This is a genomic window from Nocardia sp. NBC_01388 (assembly GCF_045040085.1).
Taxonomy (GTDB): Bacteria; Actinomycetota; Actinomycetes; order Mycobacteriales; family Mycobacteriaceae; genus Nocardia.
In genome coordinates, this window is the sequence record NZ_CP109553.1 from 2,434,301 (window position 1) to 2,452,106 (window position 17,806).

Sequence of the window (17,806 nt, forward strand, 5' to 3'; positions counted from 1 at the left end):
GCCGAGCTACCGACCAGGCAACGACGATCGACCGGAACCCCACCGCAGGCCCCCGAAATTCGTGGCATCCCTCCGAGTCGGCCCCCTCCTAGAGTGCTACGAAGCACGACTTCGAGGAGACAACAATGAATTCGATTCTGCGACCGAAACTCCCCTACCTCCTGGCCGCCTGCCTGATCTCCGGCGCACTAGCCGCCGGCGCCGCACAAGCCGCCCCCGCCACCCCCAGCCCAACCACCACCATCGCCGATTCCGGTTCAGCGTCAACAGGTTCGATCAATTCCTCCGAACTGGCCACCCTGCGAGTGATCGTCCTGTGCGGCCTGGGCCTGATGTCCGGCCAATCCTGCAACTTGATGCCGTAACCCCCGCACAACCCATACTGCCGATCACGTTGACGGCGCTCCTCGACATCCGGAGCTTTACTGGATCTCAACTCGTTCTTCGGATGTGCACCGTGAGGTACGAACAGAGCGCGGTGCGTTCTTGGAGGCGTCGATCTGAATCGTCGCCGAGAACTCGAATCGAATCTGCTTCCAGCCGACAGGAGCCGCATCTACCAGTGCTTGCCCGACTTTTTGCAGCACCTCGGCCTGGTCGATTGTTCGGGTTGGCGAATCCCCCGCATGTGTCATAGCTCCGACCCTGAAATCAAACCCCGGGCCACACCGCATTTAGCCGGCCGACCGTTTCGGGCCCCCACTGGTGCGGTCTGAGACGGTGGGGCTGGGTGGGGCGGCAGGGTTGTCGGCCTCGAAGATGTATCGATAGGACCGTTCAAGGAAGTCGTAGAGCAGGTCGTCACCCTCGATCAGGACGCCCGTCAGGTCGAGGTAGTGGGCTGTGGTCATCGATCGGGATTCCAGAAGGTGCGAGAACTGGGATCTGGCATTGGCTGGGAATTCTGGGTTCAGTTCCAGGAATCTCGGGACCGAAAGCTGGTCTCTCGCAGTCTTCGGCCAGATGGCCGCGTCGGCGGCGTCCATCATTTCGAGGAGGTGTTCGAGCTCTTTCTGCGACGGGACGCTATCGGCGACTACAGGAATGGGTTCGCTGTCAGGAGATGGTTTTCGGGGCCGGAAGCCCGCGAGTGCGGGGCCCCACGTCCTTAGCCACCAGCGTCTGCCGCGCGGGACGAGCAGCATTGGCAGCGTCAGAATCATCACGGCGAGCATGGCCTGACCGAGAAGATCTGCGATTACCGCTGGTATGACGATCGCGATGCAGGCCGCTAGCACTACTGCCGCCAACACAACCAGAAACCACTGCCCGCGTTGGCATCCGAGGAATATTCCGATCGACGAGACTATGCCGAGTAGAAGTGCCGCGACGGTGACGAGCTGGCCGATCCAGGTTTCCCGCCAGTTCGGTTGTGCAGCCATGTGATTGCGCCTCCCCCATGCTCACCGGAACCTACTTTCCGCCGGCGCTGTCTCGCAATCGTTTCGGACTGGACGGCACGCCGCAAGATGGGACATTCCATGGCGGACAGGGCTTTTCAGTGAACCCGGCGGTGAACTCGGCTAAGAGGGTCCTGGACTGTCGATGCCCGGTGGCGTGGGGTGGTTTATCTGCTCGGTGAGGATATCGCCGTGACCGGCGTGACGCGCGAAATCCTCGAGCGCGAGCAGGTAGATGAAGCGGAGGCTGACGTCGCCGAAGCGGGGGTGCGTCCTGATGTCGTCGAGGTCGAATTGGGCCGCGATTGCGCGGGAACGCGCACTGGCGCTTTCGAATTCGGTGATCACGTCGGCCAAGGTCTCGTTGTCGTCGACAACGAAGCTGGCGTCGCCCGGCGTTGTGCCACCGTCGCATTCGCTCTCGGGGAGACCGGCCAAGACGTGCTGGAACCAGATCCGTTCAGCGACCGCGGCGTGCTTGAGCAGTCCGATCGGAGTAGTCAGGGATGTGACGAGGCGGCGGCGGGCATCGTGTTCGGACAGCCCGCGCACCGTATTGATCAATTCGGCACGGTTGCGGTCGAGCATGTACTCGAGCAGACGACGCTCTGCACCGGTGGTGACCTGCGGTATCGACCACGTCATTGCTGGCTCAATTCTATCGGTTCGGATTGGGTTGCCACACTGGCGGTTTCGGATCATCGGTGTCGTGTTGGCTGTCGGAGGCTCTCTCCACCACGTCGACGGATGGCCTTCCCCTGGCTGGGAATGAACGCGCCGCCCGGATCCGTCATCGTCAATAACATGCCGACAACGACAGACCGAGCGGAAAGGCGTCGCTGATCGGAGTGCGGTGTCGCTGGCACCGGACCCGATCTCGTTTACTGATTTTTGGGAGCCGCATGAGCGCACCTACCAACTCGAAGGCCGTGGCTGTGCGCAGTCTCGAGATCATGTCATCCGGAACTCGCGCAGACTTCGAGGCTGTCATTCATCCCGATGCGAGGAATCGCGAGAGCCTGCATGAGCCACCGACGACCCGGCTGCGAGGGCCCCACGGTTTCTACTCCACGGCGTTGTGGCTGCGGGCGGCTTTCACCGATATGCGTCACGAGATCCGGCACGCTGTAGCCGATGGAGATCTGGTGTGCCTGGACACCATTATGGCTGGCCGACAAGTCGGTTCGTTCGTCGTCTACGACACCGAGGGCGAAGTAGATCAGGTGTTTCCCGGCACCGGGAAGAGATTCTCGGTCGCGCAAACGCATTGGATGCGCATGTCGGACGGCATGGTGATCGAACACTGGGCTGCCCGCGACGATCTGGGCCGAGCTCGGCAACTGGACTGGTTGTCACCGAGCGCGACCTCCTGACGCCACCCGATGCAAATTTGTCGGGCGACCGTGTCAACGCCGCCCGCGGAAGGTGCGGCGCAGGTCGGTTACCCATTCGTCCGGGATCTCCCAGGGGATGAAATGGCCACCGTGTTCATGGGCGGTGAGGTTGACGTGGTTGTACCAGTCGGCTCGGTCGGTGGTCAGGAAGTGGGAGACGCGGTCGGCGGTGGTGACGCCGGGTGGGTTTTCGTGGGCGACGAAGGTGATGCCGGTGGGGGCTTCTATCGCGGGATGCCGATCGTGGGAGGGCTCCCAGGGGTAGCGATTGTGGTTGGCGTAGATGCGCATTGAGGTGCTGATCGAATTGGTTACCCAGTAGATCGTGGCGTGGGTGAGCAACTCGTCCCGGCTGAAGACGGTTTCGATATCACCGTGGTTGTCGCTCCAGGTGGTCCAGCGCTCGAGAATCCAGGACAGCATGCCGGCCGGGGAGTCGGAGAGGCCGTGGGCGAGGGTGCTGGGGGCGAGCATGTGCGCGGAGAGGTGGACGGCGAAGCGCTTCTCCAGCTCCACGATTCGGGCGTGCACATCGGCGGGCAGACCCTCGGGGATGGGGCGGCCACCGGTGATGTCCCAGGCCCGCTCGCCGTTGAACAGGTCCAGGCGCTGACCCGAGCCGATGTGGATGCCGTACAGCTCGTCGGCGTATTTGTGGCCGAGCTGGCCGGTGACCAGCGCGCCGACATCACATCCCGCGGCGGCGTATTTGGCATGGCCCAGCACCTCGGTCATGAGGGTGTGCCAGATATCGGCGACCTTCCAGAAGTTCAGGTCGGGGCGGTCGGGGACGGGCGTGGAGAAGCCGAAGCCGGGGAAGGACGGGACGATCACGTCGAAGGCGTCGGCCGGATCACCGCCGTGCGCGTCCGGATCCGCCAGCGCGTCCACGACATTGGACCAGTGCCAGAACGTCCAGGGCCAGCCGTGCGTGAGGATCAGCGGGATCGGATCGGGTCCGACACCCGGCTTGCGCATGAAATGCACCGGCACACCATCGATTTCGACCCGGTAGTGCTCGTAGGCGTTGATGGCGGATTCGGCGGTGCGCCAGTCGAACTCGGTACGCCAGTACTCGACGAGCTGCTGCAGATATGCCTTGGGCACGCCGTAGGAGCCGTCCGAATTGCCCGCATCATCGGACCAGCGGGTCAGCGCCAGCCGCTGCCGCAGATCCTCCAGCACGCTGTCGGGCACGTGAATCGGCTGCTGCAGCAGGGGAAACGAACGATTTTCCGAGGTGGCTTCGATGTGCAAACTCGTCTCCTGAGTCGCCGGGGATATTCGCCACCCGACACTACTGTCGTGTGCGGCGGGCCGACAGCGCGCGGTGCCGTAGGGTCGCAGCCATGTCCGGTCGCAGTGCAGCGCAGCCCACCGAGCAGCCCGATGACACCCTGCACGGCGCTGTTATCGCGGTGCCCGAGGCGGTGCGCACCGAATTGCGGCGTGGCGTGCGCAGTGTGCTGGTGGATTCCGCGGCGCTGCACCTGGTTCGGGAACGGTTCGACGATCAGCAGGCCGGATCGCTGCGCCGCTATCTCGAGGCGTCCCAGTCCGCGAATACGCTGCGCGCCTATCGGACCGACTGGATCGCCTGGGCCGCATGGTGTCTGGCCGAGGGGCGGCAGGCGTTGCCCGCGGACGCCCTGGATGTGGCGGTCTACCTCGCGGCCGCCGCGGACGCCCGGCGGCCGAACGGCGAATGGGCCTTCAGCGCAGGCACTCTCGAACGCAAGTCCGCGGCGCTGGCAGCCGTGCATGCCGCCAACGGCCTCCCGTCTCCCACCCGAGCCGATGTGGTCCGCCTGACCCTGCGCGGTATCCGCCGCACCCGGCGCACTCTGCCGAAGCGCAAACGGCCCGTACTCCTGCACACCCTCGACCAGTTGCTGGCCGAGCTCCCGGCACCGGGCTGGCCCACCGAACCCGCGCGCCGCCGCGACACGCTGCTGCTGCTGGTCGGTTTCGCGGGCGCGCTGCGCCGCAGCGAGATCGCCGGATTGTGCATCACCGATGTCCGCGTCGACACCGATCACGCCAGTGGTGAGCCCCTGCTGCTCATCCACCTCCCCACCACCAAAACCGACCCCACCGGTGTCAACGAGCAGCGGGTGGTCCTCCCCCGCGGTCAGCGCCCGCACACCTGTCCCGTCTGCGCCTTCGCCGACTGGATTCGCCTGCGCGAGGCCCACTTCGCCGATAACGACCTGCGCACCTGGGTCACCGCCCACCCGTCCTCCGATACCCACATCCACCGCTGTCACGGTTTCACCGGCACCACCCTCACCGATCCGGTACTTCCGTTGTTCCCCACCATCTCTCGCCACGGCGGCCTGGCCGACTACCCCATGTCCGGCCGGGCCGTCGCCGAACTCGTGAAACGCTATGCCGCCCGCGCGGGCTTGGACCCCGACCTCTTCTCCGGCCATTCCCTCCGCGCCGGTTTCGCCACCCAGGCCGCCCTCGGCGGGGCCAGCGATCGAGAGATCATGCGCCAGGGCCGCTGGTCCAATCCCCGCACCGTCCACGGCTACATCCGCACCGCAAACCCCTTGGAAGACAACGCCGTTACCAAACTCGGCCTCTGAGGCGCAGAGCAGCACCAGGCCGAGCGCCTGGGCATCGCTCCAGCCGGCGGGCACGGGGAGCACACCGGCAGCGGGCATGATCATGTACTGCGCGAACGCGCCCGGACCGCTACCCACAACGTGGGTGCCGACCTGATGCGGCATCTCGATACCCGGGCCGGCGGCCACGATCTCGCCTGCGGCTTCGAACCCGGCCACATAGGGCGCTTGCGGGCCGCCGTCGTATGTTCCGTGCGTCTGCATGACGTCCGCGAAGTTGATCCCGGCGGCGAGCACGCGGATCAAGTATTCGCCGGGCCCCGGGGCGGGGCGCAGTCTGTCGGTCGTGAGGGTCAAGTCCTTCGGACCCTGATCCGACCGCCGGAGACGATCGACCCCTCCGCCTCGTAGTGGCGCAACGATCGGGCACTCACACCGGTGACCCTGGACGCTTCACTGATCCGCATGGCGAGGGAAACATCCAGGAACACCACGATCTTCCAGCGAGGGTCGCTGATCCGACGTGCCTACTCGGCTGTCGCGACTTCTCGACTGGATCGGCTCTGCTCCAGCAGGACCGCCGCGAAGCGATACAGCGCCAGCAGCGAGATGAATCCGAACATGAACAGGATGACGCTGCCGACGGATTTGTTCACCGGGTTGAGGAACAGTGCGAATGCGTACGAGCCGATGACCACGATCGGGGCGGCGTCGACCCAGCTGAGTGGACGGGTCTCCGATCGGACGAGGGCTTCCTTACCGAAGGCGGGGATGAGTACGAACGAGACGACAAGGGTGGTGAGGAACCCCCAGACCGTCCATCCTATCGGCAATTGCGGGTCGCCGAAGAAGGAGTCCTGCGGCGCGAGAGCTTTGGACTTGCCGACCCATTCGTAGACACCGAACTTCGTGCAGAAACCATTGGTGAGAAAGGCGAGCCAGGCGTGCAGCATGCCGTAGAGCACGCAGCGCCACACCACCTGCCACGGCCGCAGCGAGCGCGGATTCACCACGATCTTCCCGTCGAGCACCACATTGATGATCACGTACACCGGCCACAGCAGCGCGACCATCGCCAGCGGAACCAAGAGGGGGACACTCCCGATATGCGGACCCATCATCGCCAGATCGCCGTAACGCAGATCGCCCCAGACGAATCCACTGAACGAGATATTGGCCTGTTCGAAGGACCACTCGATCACGGACCCGATCACGAAATACGCAGCGGCGAGCTTGAAGCCGAGGTGCTTGAGCATGTGGCCGAACACCGCCACCACGAGCGCCAGCGACGTGATCGTCTGCGGGATCACCGGTAAGCCCTTGCCGCCGGTCTGAATTCCCGACCAGAGCGTCATCACCACCCACACCACGCAGGCGATACCGAGTGCCACATCGACCGGATTCACCCGCCGTGCTTCCTCCGTCGTGCGGTCGTTGGTACTCGTGCTCATACGCCACAGCCCTTCCGGCTCAGACAATCTCGTCACACTAGAACGATATTCTAGAACATTTTTCTAATTTCAGGGCCGGTTCGGTATCGTTCGAGGGTGCCCACTTCCTCGAATGCCGGCGTTGTGCGCCGGCGCGCCATCCTCGACGCCGCGCTGACCGTCTATCTGAAAAGCGGGGTGGCGGGCACCACCGTCGAGGTGCTGCACCGCGCGTCCGGGGCCAGCGTGGGCAGCATCTATCACTTCTTCGGAAGTAAGGAGGGCGTGGCCGCCGAGTTGTACGTCGAGACTCTGCGCGACTACTTCGACGCCTATCTCGCTGCCCTGCATAGCAATTCGACCGCACGCGGCGGGATCGAAGGCTCCGTTCGCACCCACCTGGAATGGGTCGCCGCCAACGAGCTGCGAGCGCGCTATCTGTTCCACTGCCGCGAGTACGAGGTCATCGACGAATCCCGGCCGGTGATCAACGCCCTGAACGAGCGCTTCTACGGCGAAGCGACCGCCTGGCTGCAGCCACACGTGGAGAAGGGCCGCATCAAACCGCTACCGCCCAGGTTGTGCCAGGCGCTGTGGATGGGCCCCTGCGTCGAATACGCCCGCCTCTGGCTCGCCCGCTCAGCAGACTTCGACATGCTCGGCGCCGCCCCGACCCTCGGCCAGGCGGCCTGGAACGCCGTAAAAGCCTGAGCGCCAGCCCAGTACGCAATGCTGCTACGTCCGGGATCGTGATTCGGCGTGCTGTTTCAGTGCTCGGAGAGTCTCGGGAATGCCGTGCAGCGCATGGTTGTCCCGGGGCTTGCCGAGCGGACCGGACCAGCGCAGGAGACGATTGAATCCGGAGGAGTAGGACCAGTCACGATATTCGGTGATCAGCGTCCCGCCCGGATCAGGCTCGAGGCGGTAACCCCAGCGCGGGCCCACGATGTGGACCTGGAACTCGAAGTGCTCGAGGGGCTTGGCAACGGTGACCTCGCACGGCGTGACCCACACGACCGGACCAATGCGATTGACGCCGACGAACCAGGCGCCCGCCTGCGGACCTGATGCGCCGCCGAGCCATCGGCCGCGGCGATTCTCTGTACTCCATCTGCCCATGCCGGTGACGTCGGTGATCAGATCCCACAGTTCTTGCGGCGCTGCGTCGATGACGATTGCCATCTCATCGGTCATGCCATGGTCGGTGCGGGTGCGGACCACGCCTTCGGGTGGGCGCAGGAATCGCCGAAGTGTTGCATTGACCGCGCCGACCATGGCTGATCCTTACCGTCTGAGACGAAAGTCAGCGTATCGCCGATCGCCGCACAACCGCAAGATCCGCTGGGGGCGTCAGGGACTGGCGAGAATGACGAGTTGCTGGGTTGCCCGGGTCATTGCGACGTAGCGGTCGACGGCTCCCTCGATGTCCTCGCCGAACTCCTCCGGGTCGACGAGGACGACCAGGTCGAATTCGAGCCCCTTGGCCAGTTCCGGGGTCAGGGATCGGATGCGGGAGGTCGAGGGGAACTCCGGATCGCCTATGACACAGGCGATTCCCTCGTCGTGCGCGGCGAGCCAGGCGTCCAGGATCGAGCCCAGATCCGCAGTGGAACCGTGGACGACGGGAATGCCGCTGCTGCGAATCGACGTCGGCACATTGGCATCCGGAAGCGCGGCGCGAATGACCGGCTCGGCTTCGGCCATCACCTCCTCCGGTGTCCGGTAGTTGATACTCAAGGACGCCAGGCTGATTCGATCGACGCCGACCCGTTCGAGCCTTTCCTGCCACGACTCGGTGAAGCCGTGGCGGGCCTGCGCCCGATCTCCGACAATGGTGAAACTGCGGGAAGGGCAGCGCAGCAACAACATCTGCCATTCCGCGTCGGTCAACTCCTGCGCCTCGTCCACGACGATATGGGCGAAGGGACCGGCGAGCAGGTCCGGGTCGGTGGTGGGTAGTGCGGTCTCGTCGACCAGATTGTCGCGCAGGTCCTGCTGGCGCAGCATTGTCATCACACCCTCACCGTCGTCGTATTCGGCGGAGGCGATCAGGTTGTCGATGACATTCGACATGCGCGTGCGTTCGACCGCCACCGTGGCTTCGTACCGACGTTTGCGCCGGGACGCATCCGGATCACCGAGGCGCTGCCGGGCGGCGTCCAGCAGCGGCAGATCGGACACTGTCCAGTTCTTAGCGTCTGCGCGCTGCAGCGTCCGAACCTCATCGGGGCTCAGCCAGGGCGCGCACTTACGCAGGTAGGCCGGCACCGACCACAGGTCCGCGACCAGATCGGCCGCTTCGAGCAAGGTCCAGGAGTTGTTGAGCACGGTGCGCAGTTCCTTGTTCTGCCGCAACGAATTCCAGAGCTCGTCGGCCGGAACGTCGTCCTGGTGCTTGTCCTTCACGATCTCGAGCAGCACCTGCCAGATCTGCTCGTGCGCCTCATTGTGCGGAGTGCCCGGATCCGGCGCCCGGAAGGCTTCGGCCCAATCGTCGATGCTGAGCCGGATATCGGCCCAGTCGGTCGCGACCGTCATGCCCCTGGCCGGAGGCTCCTCGTAGAACTTGACCGCGGTGTCGATCGCCCGAACCAGATCCGCGGAGGATTTCAGGCGTGCCACCTCCGGGTCGATCTCGGCCCTTGCCGTCGCACCCTCGGCGACGAGTGCGCGCAGAGTGCAGGACTGCACACCCTCCTCACCGAGGTTGGGCAGCACATCGGCGACATACGCCAGATACGGCTGATGCGGGCCGACGAACAGCACGCCGCCCCGGCGATGCGCGAGTCGCGGATCCGAATAGAGCAGATAGGCGGTGCGATGCAGGGCGACAACGGTCTTGCCCGTGCCGGGACCGCCGTCCACGACCAGCGCGCCGCGCGAGCCCGCACGCACAATGGCGTCCTGATCAGCCTGGATGGTGCCGAGCACATCGCGCATGCGGGCCGATCGATTGCTGCCCAGGCTGGCGATGAAGGCGGACTGATCGTCCAGCGCGGCGCGGCTCTCCAGACCGTCCGAGGTGAATACCTCGTCCCAGTAGTCGCTGATTCGGCCGAGGGTCCAGCGATACCTGCGGCGGCGGACCAGACCCATCGGATTGCCGTGTGTCGCTCCGAAGAACGGCTCGGCCGCCGGAGAACGCCAGTCCACCAGCAGTCGCTCACCCGCGCTGTCCGTCAGGCCGAGCCGGCCGACGTACACCGGCTCGGGATTGTCCGCGCTGATGATGTGACCGAGGCACAGGTCCAGCCCGAACCGGCTGAGGGCACGCAGCCGAGCGGTCAGCTGACGGACCTCCTGATCCCGCTCCACCGCCTCCTGACCCAGGGAAACAGGCGCCTTGCGCACGGCGTCGAGGCGCGCGGACAGATCCGCGATGGACTGCTCCAGACTCGCCCCGATCGCCGCGAAATGCCGCTCGTCCTCGGCGATCAAAGCCGGGTCGGCCTTGGCGGCCAAACGGTCGGGCAGGTCGAAGGCACTCGTCATCAAGGGTTTCACGCAACTCCTATTTCTGCAGGTTCCGGCCTTGATGAGCGATTCTGCGCCATTACCCGGGTCTTGCGGCAAGCCCCCGGGTGCGATATAAGTTGAGAGTGGGAAGGAGTAATCGCTCTCCTTCCCTTTTCTGTGCGCTCACATACCTTGCTGGAAACGCGCATTCCGAACGATGTCGAAACGCTCCGGCACGACGCGATCGAGCAGATTGGCAATGCGCCCCCGCACCGGGCCGATGCGACGCGGCCGATCGATGATGGCGTCGCAGATGGCCGCCGCGCCCTGCTCGGGCGTGAGTGCCACCGCATTCACGTACAGCGAATTGGTCGCGATCATCGGCGTACGGACCAGCGGCATGTAGATCGTGGTGAATCGTATGTTCTCCGTGAGGGTTTCGGCCTGCAGGCTGTCGGTGAGCGAGTCGAGGGCCGCCTTGGAGGCGATGTAGGCGCTGTATCCCGCGCCGCCGAACAGCACGGCCAGGGACAGTACCGAGACGACCTGACCGTCGCGCCGTTCGCGCATACCGGGCAGGAACGCGAGCATCAGCCGTGTCGGCGCGAAGTAGTTCAGCCGCATGGTGCGTTCGTAATCGTGGAACCGCTCGTACGATTCGTCGAGCCGGCGCCGGATGGAACGGCCCGCATTGTTGATCAGAATGTCCACGCCGCCGTGATCGGCGAGCGCCTGCGCCACCATCGCATCGAGCTCATCGAAATCATTGAGGTCACACGGGTACACGGAGGCCTTGCCGCCCGCGGTTTCGATCTCCGCGGCGACCTCGCGCAGTTCCTCCGCCCGCCGGGCGACCAGCGCCACGGTCGCGCCGGCCGCTCCGATGCGGATCGCCGCGGCCCGCCCGATCCCGGAGGAAGCACCGGTGACCAGCACGGTTCGTCCCGCCACCCGATCCTCGAGGGTGTGCGACCGCCGCAGCCGCGCCAGGCTTATCTGAGTGTCGAGGCTGTACTTGATCAGACGCGGAAGCTCACCAATTCCATACATAGTGATGAATCCTAAATTACATAACTAGTGATGTACATTGCCAATCATGGACGCCGCCAGCCTGCACCTCATCGCTCGCCGCCTGCGGACCATCGCCTTCACGGCCACCGGCACCACCGGCTCGCGCCGCTTCGCGCCCAGTGAATTCGCCGTCATCGAAGATGTTGCGCTGCACCCGGAATCATCGATTCGCGAAATCACCGACCGCACCGCCATCGTGCAGAGTCTGGTGTCGCGCATCGTGGCCCGCTACCGCGACGACGGTTTGCTGCGCACCGAACCCGATCCGTCCGACGGCCGCCGGGTCCGGGTGAGCGTGGATCCGGTGATGCTGGTGGATGTGTTGCGCAAACGCGGACGGAAGCCGATTGACGCCGCCCTGGCCGCCGAGCTGCCGCAGTTGATGCCCGCACAGCGCCAACGCGTTTCGGAATTACTGGACGAGCTGGCCGAACTGTTGCGCGCCGACGGCCCGGACTCACATACCGATTCGTGAGAGCCCCTCACACCGGCGCGACATATCGAATTCGCTTCGGCAGCACCGCGAAACCTATTCCTCAATACCGAGCCGCATCGGGCATTCGATGCCGCGCATTCCATGAATGGATTGGCACGCATTGTCATTGGCTGGCACAGAACACGAATGCTAGCTTCGCCTAGCCGCATCGGGACATCCCCAGAAGGCGAATACCACACTGCCCACTCGGAAATCACACACTGAATACCGAGATTCAGCGCCAGGCCATCAGCCGATCCGGAGGGTTCGGCCCGTCAAGGGAAGCGGGCCGAACCCTCCGGCGGCAGATCGGATTACACCTCGACGGGGCGCAGACTACAGATAGCCGACGGTGTCGGAGGCCGAAGGCGTTGGGGTCGCTTGAATTCGAGAGCGTTCGTCTCGGAATTCGATCAGTTCCGCCAGCGTCATTCCCTCCGGGCCCGCCACCGGCTTCGGCCGGTCCGCGAGTTCGCGATTCAGCCAGGCGGTGGCTTCCTCGGGCGAGAGTCGGCCCACTTCCAGCTGAGCCAGGCAGCGGCCCGGGCGGATGACGGCCGGATGCAGGCGGGAGAGGTTCTCGTTGGTCGTGATGGCGACCAACACATCGCGGCCCTGGCCGAGCATGCCGTCGGTGAGATTGAGCAGGCGGGAAAGCCCTTGTCCGGTGGACTCTTTCGCGGAGCCGCGAATGAGTTCATCACAGTCCTCCAGCACCAGCAGTCGCCAGCGGCGCTTGGATTCGTCGTAGGTGTCGACGCCGATGGCGACCTCCATGAGGTACCCCGGATTGGAGAACAGCACCTCCGGATCGAGGATGCAGTCGACCTGGCACCACTCGGCCCATTCGCGGGCCAGCGCACGCAGCGCGGAGGTCTTTCCGGTGCCCGGAGGACCGTGCAGCAGGAGCAGCCGGCCGGTCACATCGTCGGCGCGCAGCGCCATCAGCCGCTGCATGGCCGCACTGATATCGGTGCCGTAATTACCGTGGATCTCCGACCAGGAGGCGGCGGTAATGGGGCGTTCGCGCCGCTGCGGGCCGTGAGCTCCGCTGTGCCAGAAGCCCATCGACACCTGGCTGGCATCGGATTCGGGTTCCACCGTGGCATCGGCGGCGCAGATGGCCAGCACATCGCGGGCCAGCGCCTCGGTAATCGCGCAGACGGTGAGCACCGCGGTGCCGTTGGTGCGGCGGATGACGCGCAGCGTCCAGCCGTCACCCACGGACAGGGTGGCGCGCATACCGTCGTCATCGCTGGTGCGCAGCACCCGCGCATCGTCGGGGCACAGCGGGGCATCGGGCTTGACGTGCTCGAGTTCGAGCGAAACCGCGTGCGGCTGTTCGCCACTCACATACAGCGCCAGCGCCAGCGCATCGATCACATCGCGTGGCGAATCGGAGTCGTCGAGATTCATCGCCCACGTGAGCGCCGCAGCCGCGGGCTCCGCGCGGCCGACCAGTTTGAGGCGTTCCTGCGGGGTAGAAGTCACTGCACGATGATCGACGCCGACTCGGCATCGGTAAAGCGATTTTCGGCGAAAGCGACCATATCCACCTGGCGGCGCACATTTGAGATGCCGGTAACCACGCAGGTGCCCAGCGGGCCGCGACGGTCGTACAGCGTCGCCGTGGCGACGGCGATCCCGTCCGCGGCGACGTGATCCTGGGCGAACAGCCCCAGTTCGGCGCCCTCGGGCAGGCGGGACATGGTGACGGTGACATCGCTGTTGATATAGCCGACGCCCTCGGTTCCCCAGTTGCACACCAGGTTTGTGGCATCACCGACAAACGCGGCGCGCTGGAACGGCGAGATGGGTTCGCCTTCCACCAGGGCGGGCAGGTTGTGCCACACGGATTTCCGTTCGCCGTTCTGGCCGGCGGCGAAGTCGCCGGTCCAGTCCAGGTCGCCGACCTTGAACAGCGGCGGATTGCCGTGCGGGCCATCCAGTTTGTCTGTGGGCGTGGGCAATTGCCGCACCGCCTGCCACACCTGTCCGGGCGGCTGCTGAGCGACGGCCAGATACATGACGCTCGCCCGCGCCCGCACCTCGCCGCGCTGCACGATCGAGGCATCGATCACGCGGACCCGGGTGCCGTCCCGGACGACCTCACTGCGCAGCGCGATCGGCTCGTTCAGCACCGGGCGGAAGAGGTCCGCGGTGAAGCGTGCGGGGATGAAGGCCGCTCCGGGGCTGTGCGTTTCCAGCTCGCGGGCCAGGAGCCCGCAGACCGAGGTGCCGGCGACCTGCGTCGGGGCCCAGGCGCTGACCGCCAGTTCGGTGGCGAGGTATCGACCATCGACCTCGGTGAAGAATGCGACCACGGCGGCGGACCCCTTGTCAGTTCGAAGACCTTTTCTGAATTAGAACATGTTTCAGAAAAGGTCTCCGTTCGGCGGTCCTACTGCGCTGTCTGGCGCTTCGGCAGCTTCCAGCCCGCGCGCGGGAAGTGGCAGGTGTAGCCCTGGGGGTAGCGCTCCAGGTAATCCTGGTGCTCGGGCTCGGCCCGCCAGAAATCACGCGCCGGGGTCACCTCGGTGACCACCTTGCCGGGCCACAGGCCCGAGGCGTCGACATCGGCGATGGTGTCCTCGGCGACGCGCTTCTGCTCGTCGTCGAGGTAGAAGATGGCCGAGCGATAGCTCGTGCCGACGTCATTGCCCTGCCGATCCTTCGTGGACGGATCGTGGATCTGAAAGAAGAACTCCAGCAGTGCCCGATAGTCGGTCCGGGCCGGGTCGTAGGTGATCTCCACGGCCTCCGCATGGCCCGGGTGGTTGCGATACGTGGGGTGGTCGTTGCGGCCACCGGTGTAGCCGACCTCCGTGGACAGCACCCCCGGCTGCCTGCGGATCAGGTCCTGCATGCCCCAGAAGCAGCCACCGGCCAGAATCGCCTTCCGCGTGTCGCTCACGCGTCCTCCTTCGTGAAGAGAGTCTCGTACCGCCCATACAACGGGCGGTACGCCTCGTAAAGTCCCCAGCCTGCCGGGACGTCATACTTCGGTCATGAATCGGCCCGGCGGCGCGCTATCGGCGCTTTCGGTACTCCCCCATTATCCGTATCGCGCGATCGGGCCCGGGGTCGGCAACCGTCAGCCGCTGATGTTGTCGATGCAGTAGCCGCCGGAGCCGATGGACAGCGTAAAGGTCATCGACTGCGTGACGTTCGACGAATTCGTCACCGGCCCCGAGACTTCGACGCCGGTATCACCGGTGGACTTCGAGGCGAGCGCGCCGAATGCGGTGACGCCGGTGAGCCTTCCGGGATTGTTCGCCAGCACCGATCCGGGGCAGACGAGCGGATACCTGCCCTCGACGTCGCCGGCGTCCACCGGCTTACCGACCCAGCGGGACAGGTAGCGCTGCACGGCGTATCGCGCATCGGCCTCGGTGTAGAAGTTCACCGATCCGGCCGGGTAGACATAGGGGCACGCATATCCGGAAACGATTTCGGCGCGTTTCACGCTCACCGACCGCACCGGCCCCTTCCAGATCACCGCGAATTGTCCGTCGATACCCGGTTGTGTGACAGCGGCGAGAATATCGGCCTTGCCGGCGTACATCTCTCGCGCATGCGCGGGTTCGATGGTCCAGCATTTGCCTATCAGCTGATCGATATCGGTGCCGATCAGATCCCGCACCCAGGGCCGCAGGGCCGCCGCGGCACGCGGATTGCCGGGCACCTCTCCGACCGCGACCGGTGCGGCCGGAGTGGGCTGAGTGGGATCGACCGTCGAACTCGGCTGCGGCAGAGCCGATATCGTGGGCTGCGCGACTGACGAGGAATGCCGCGTGTGCTGTTCTGTGCCACCGCATGCGGTCAGAAGCGCGCATGCCGCGAGCAGAATCAGACCCAATTCACCGCGCGCTCTGCACTTGATCACGACTACGATGCTAACGACGAACTGTCGTGCGGGAACAGATCCGGCCCGGCGGTGCCGGTGATTCGCATCGAACCCTCACACTGCGGTGATCGGTGTATTATCTTGCGCAGTTGAAAGACGTTGCACGGCAGTTCTTTTGAGAGCTGCACAGGGTGGTGCGCGACTGTAGGGGGTATGCGGAGCAGGAACCGAAGGACTCATCGAAGATGTCGTAGCGCAGGGGTATCTCGTCGGCACGGTGTGGGTGTCGATGAGAGGCGAGTCGATGACAGAAGAACTGTTTTCTCGCTGAATTCACCGTCGAATCGACCCGTGCCGACCGTCCCGATTCCGCAGAATCGAATGCCGCTCGCACAAAGGAATTTCGAGTGTTCGACCGTTTCCCCGATCACCCGGCCCGGCTTTCCTCGACGCCGACGGATCTGTCCCTGCTGCTACGCCCGGCCCCGCCCGGAGCGCCGACCGATCTGGTTCGCCTGCACGGCGGCAATGGTTTTCTGATGTGGGCCGACCTACCGCCGGTGCTCGTGGTGGGCAGCTCCGGCGGCGCCGGCACCACGACCACCGCCCTCGGCGTCGCCACCGCGGCGTCCTACAACTATCGAGAGCATTCCCCGATCGTGGTCGATGCCACCGCCACCGGCGGCGATCTGGCCCGGCGCGGTTGCGACGCCATCGATCCCGCGGGCACCGTGCAGACCTGGTTGAACATGAGCCACCGCGGCCTGGCCTCCACCGTGCTCGACAGCTGCGGCGAGAACAGCTCCAGCGTGGGCATCCTGCCGCGCGGGCCCGAGGCGCTGCCGCGACGGGAGAGCTACTCCTCGGTGCACCGCAGCCTCTGCGATGCCGGATGCCTGCCGGTGTACGACGGCGGGTCCCCGGTCACCAATCCGATGATCGCGCCGCTGCTGTCGGATTCGCGGATCGCGCTGGTGATCACGCTGGCCGCGCGCGCCGATGCCGTGAATCGGCTCAAACCCGCTCTGATCTGGCTCGATGACAATTACAGCGAATATCATCTGGCCGAGTCGGTCATTGTGGTGACCAGGCAGCACCCCAGCGACGGCCCGAGCGTCGCCAAACACATTCGCACCTACCTGGGCAAGTTCGTGCGCGCCGTGACCGAGATTCCGTACGACGCCCACCTCGCGGGCGGCGGCCCGGTCACCTGGTCGCAGCTGGCGCCCCCGACCCGCAATGCGTACCGCCAGATCGTCAACCTGCTCCGCTGAGCACGGCCGTCAGCGTGCTGACCCGCACCGCGGCGCGCGATCACATTGCCGACGGCGTGCGGATCAATGCCGTCAGCCCGGGCGCCACCGACACTCCGATGTCCTTCCGGCCCAATGAGACCCGGGCCGATCGCGACGCGCGAATCAGTTCCGCCGTCCCGGTCGCACGGGTCGGCACACCCGCCGAGATCGCCGCCGCCGTGCTCTGGCTGGCCTCCGCGGAGTCGAGTTTCATGGTCGGCCACGATCTGGTCATCGACGGTGGCGCGACCGCATAGCGGTTCGGCAACCTCCGAGCAGCGGCGGAATGTAAATCGTTCCTTGACAAGGTGTCGCTTGTAAATGCATCGTTTACACATGACCGATGCACAGCACAGGGACCCCGCCGATGAGCGGGCCATCCTGGCAAAAATGTTGTCCGCCAATGCCACGTTCGTCTCCGAGGTACTGCACCCGGCCGAGGGCACACCGACCCCCTCGGTCATGGCCGCACTGCGGGCCGCGCGCAGTCTCGACAATGTGGTCGACGATGTCCTGCGCTCGCTGGTGCAGCAGGCTCGCGACGAGGGCCGCACCTGGGCCGAGGTCGGCGAGATCTTCGGGACCTCCCGGCAGGCCGCGTTCCAGCGATTCGGCGGGGGCGGCGGCGGGATGCCGATCGTGCCGCCGCCCCCGGCGCCGTTCCACACCATGCCCGAGATGCCGCCGCCGCCGGAAATGCCGAAGATGCCGCAGGTTCCGGGCTGGCCACCCACCCCGCCGGCCATGGGCTGGCCGCCGCAGCCGGGCCAGCCACCCCGGCCCGGCCCGCCGCCGCAGCCCGGTCAGCCGGGTCAGCCGCCGCAGCCCGGTCAGCGGCCGCCATCGGACGTGTGATCGATTGCGCGCG

General features: G+C 65.5%; 20 protein-coding genes and 1 pseudogene. 8 read left to right on the forward strand and 13 right to left on the reverse strand.

All coding sequences use genetic code 11. From position 1 onward, the window contains the following. The first annotated feature begins 125 nt into the window (after positions 1 to 125). A complete protein-coding gene (locus OG716_RS11845) occupies positions 126 to 365 on the forward strand; it encodes a hypothetical protein (protein ID WP_405137684.1) in 240 nt (79 codons plus the stop codon). A gap of 309 nt (positions 366 to 674) precedes the next feature. Here the strand turns inward: OG716_RS11845 and OG716_RS11850 are convergent, their stop codons facing one another. Both OG716_RS11850 and OG716_RS11855 read right to left on the reverse strand, forming a co-directional pair. Beyond that, positions 675 to 1,382 (reverse strand): hypothetical protein, encoded by a 708-nt coding sequence (locus tag OG716_RS11850; RefSeq protein WP_405137685.1) that lies wholly within the window; start codon positions 1,380 to 1,382, stop codon positions 675 to 677. Positions 1,383 to 1,523: 141 nt separating this feature from the next. Then, on the reverse strand, positions 1,524 to 2,045 hold the full coding sequence (locus tag OG716_RS11855) for a DinB family protein (RefSeq protein ID WP_405137686.1): 522 nt from the start codon (positions 2,043 to 2,045) through the stop codon (positions 1,524 to 1,526). Between the two features lie 257 nt (positions 2,046 to 2,302). Here OG716_RS11855 and OG716_RS11860 point away from each other — a divergent pair, with 257 nt between their 5' ends. Further along, positions 2,303 to 2,773, forward strand: coding sequence for an ester cyclase (locus OG716_RS11860; protein WP_405137687.1), 471 nt, complete (start codon positions 2,303 to 2,305; stop codon positions 2,771 to 2,773). Positions 2,774 to 2,806: 33 nt separating this feature from the next. Here the strand turns inward: OG716_RS11860 and OG716_RS11865 are convergent, their stop codons facing one another. Then, a complete protein-coding gene (locus OG716_RS11865; protein WP_405137688.1) occupies positions 2,807 to 4,051 on the reverse strand; it encodes an epoxide hydrolase family protein in 1,245 nt (414 codons plus the stop codon). Between the two features lie 92 nt (positions 4,052 to 4,143). Here OG716_RS11865 and OG716_RS11870 point away from each other — a divergent pair, with 92 nt between their 5' ends. Next, a complete protein-coding gene (locus OG716_RS11870; RefSeq protein WP_405137689.1) occupies positions 4,144 to 5,385 on the forward strand; it encodes a site-specific integrase in 1,242 nt (413 codons plus the stop codon). 60 nt (positions 5,386 to 5,445) lie between these two features. Here the strand turns inward: OG716_RS11870 and OG716_RS11875 are convergent. The 3 genes and pseudogenes from OG716_RS11875 to OG716_RS11885 form a co-directional block, all read right to left on the reverse strand. Continuing rightward, a pseudogene (locus tag OG716_RS11875) lies at positions 5,446 to 5,721 on the reverse strand (alcohol dehydrogenase catalytic domain-containing protein); the annotation flags it as partial. After that, the gene (locus tag OG716_RS11880; protein ID WP_405139639.1) at positions 5,718 to 5,831 is read right to left on the reverse strand and encodes a MerR family DNA-binding transcriptional regulator; all 114 of its coding nucleotides are present in this window, start codon (positions 5,829 to 5,831) and stop codon (positions 5,718 to 5,720) included. The gene OG716_RS11880 and the pseudogene OG716_RS11875, both read right to left, overlap by 4 nt. Before the next feature lie 60 nt (positions 5,832 to 5,891). Beyond that, positions 5,892 to 6,815, reverse strand: coding sequence for a hypothetical protein (locus tag OG716_RS11885; RefSeq protein ID WP_405139641.1), 924 nt, complete (start codon positions 6,813 to 6,815; stop codon positions 5,892 to 5,894). A 96-nt stretch (positions 6,816 to 6,911) separates the two neighbouring features. Between OG716_RS11885 and OG716_RS11890 the strand changes: the two genes are divergently transcribed. Next, entirely contained in the window at positions 6,912 to 7,505 is a 594-nt protein-coding gene (locus OG716_RS11890; RefSeq protein WP_405137690.1) for a TetR/AcrR family transcriptional regulator, read from the forward strand. A gap of 24 nt (positions 7,506 to 7,529) precedes the next feature. Here the strand turns inward: OG716_RS11890 and OG716_RS11895 are convergent, their stop codons facing one another. The 3 genes from OG716_RS11895 to OG716_RS11905 all read right to left on the reverse strand — a co-directional run bounded on the left by OG716_RS11895 (position 7,530) and on the right by OG716_RS11905 (position 11,300). Further along, complete coding sequence (locus OG716_RS11895; protein ID WP_405137691.1) at positions 7,530 to 8,069, reverse strand: SRPBCC family protein; 540 nt, start codon at positions 8,067 to 8,069, stop codon at positions 7,530 to 7,532. A 75-nt stretch (positions 8,070 to 8,144) separates the two neighbouring features. Further along, positions 8,145 to 10,298, reverse strand: coding sequence for an RNA polymerase recycling motor ATPase HelR (helR, locus tag OG716_RS11900; RefSeq protein ID WP_405137692.1), 2,154 nt, complete (start codon positions 10,296 to 10,298; stop codon positions 8,145 to 8,147). A 135-nt stretch (positions 10,299 to 10,433) separates the two neighbouring features. Further along, positions 10,434 to 11,300: an SDR family NAD(P)-dependent oxidoreductase gene (locus OG716_RS11905; protein WP_405137693.1), complete on the reverse strand. Its 867-nt coding sequence runs from the start codon at positions 11,298 to 11,300 to the stop codon at positions 10,434 to 10,436. 46 nt (positions 11,301 to 11,346) lie between these two features. Between OG716_RS11905 and OG716_RS11910 the strand changes: the two genes are divergently transcribed. Further along, entirely contained in the window at positions 11,347 to 11,796 is a 450-nt protein-coding gene (locus OG716_RS11910; protein WP_355127883.1) for a helix-turn-helix domain-containing protein, read from the forward strand. A gap of 336 nt (positions 11,797 to 12,132) precedes the next feature. On the opposite strand, the gene OG716_RS11915 is transcribed toward OG716_RS11910, so the two are convergent. The 4 genes from OG716_RS11915 to OG716_RS11930 all read right to left on the reverse strand — a co-directional run bounded on the left by OG716_RS11915 (position 12,133) and on the right by OG716_RS11930 (position 15,682). After that, on the reverse strand, positions 12,133 to 13,287 hold the full coding sequence (locus tag OG716_RS11915) for a DUF5925 domain-containing protein (RefSeq protein ID WP_405137694.1): 1,155 nt from the start codon (positions 13,285 to 13,287) through the stop codon (positions 12,133 to 12,135). Beyond that, positions 13,284 to 14,120 (reverse strand): thioesterase family protein, encoded by an 837-nt coding sequence (locus tag OG716_RS11920; RefSeq protein ID WP_405137695.1) that lies wholly within the window; start codon positions 14,118 to 14,120, stop codon positions 13,284 to 13,286. The genes OG716_RS11915 and OG716_RS11920 overlap by 4 nt, the downstream gene beginning before the upstream one ends. Before the next feature lie 77 nt (positions 14,121 to 14,197). After that, entirely contained in the window at positions 14,198 to 14,710 is a 513-nt protein-coding gene (gene msrA / locus OG716_RS11925) for a peptide-methionine (S)-S-oxide reductase MsrA (RefSeq protein WP_355127886.1), read from the reverse strand. A 180-nt stretch (positions 14,711 to 14,890) separates the two neighbouring features. Beyond that, positions 14,891 to 15,682, reverse strand: a complete 792-nt coding sequence (locus tag OG716_RS11930; RefSeq protein ID WP_405137696.1) for a hypothetical protein — start codon at positions 15,680 to 15,682, stop codon at positions 14,891 to 14,893. A 368-nt stretch (positions 15,683 to 16,050) separates the two neighbouring features. Here OG716_RS11930 and OG716_RS11935 point away from each other — a divergent pair, with 368 nt between their 5' ends. From OG716_RS11935 to OG716_RS11945, 3 genes are all read left to right on the forward strand, one after another. Beyond that, a complete protein-coding gene (locus OG716_RS11935; protein ID WP_297625422.1) occupies positions 16,051 to 16,917 on the forward strand; it encodes a hypothetical protein in 867 nt (288 codons plus the stop codon). A 14-nt stretch (positions 16,918 to 16,931) separates the two neighbouring features. Next, positions 16,932 to 17,195, forward strand: coding sequence for an SDR family NAD(P)-dependent oxidoreductase (locus OG716_RS11940; protein WP_405137697.1), 264 nt, complete (start codon positions 16,932 to 16,934; stop codon positions 17,193 to 17,195). Positions 17,196 to 17,274: 79 nt separating this feature from the next. Further along, a complete protein-coding gene (locus OG716_RS11945) occupies positions 17,275 to 17,793 on the forward strand; it encodes a hypothetical protein (RefSeq protein WP_405137698.1) in 519 nt (172 codons plus the stop codon). Positions 17,794 to 17,806 lie beyond the last annotated feature (13 nt).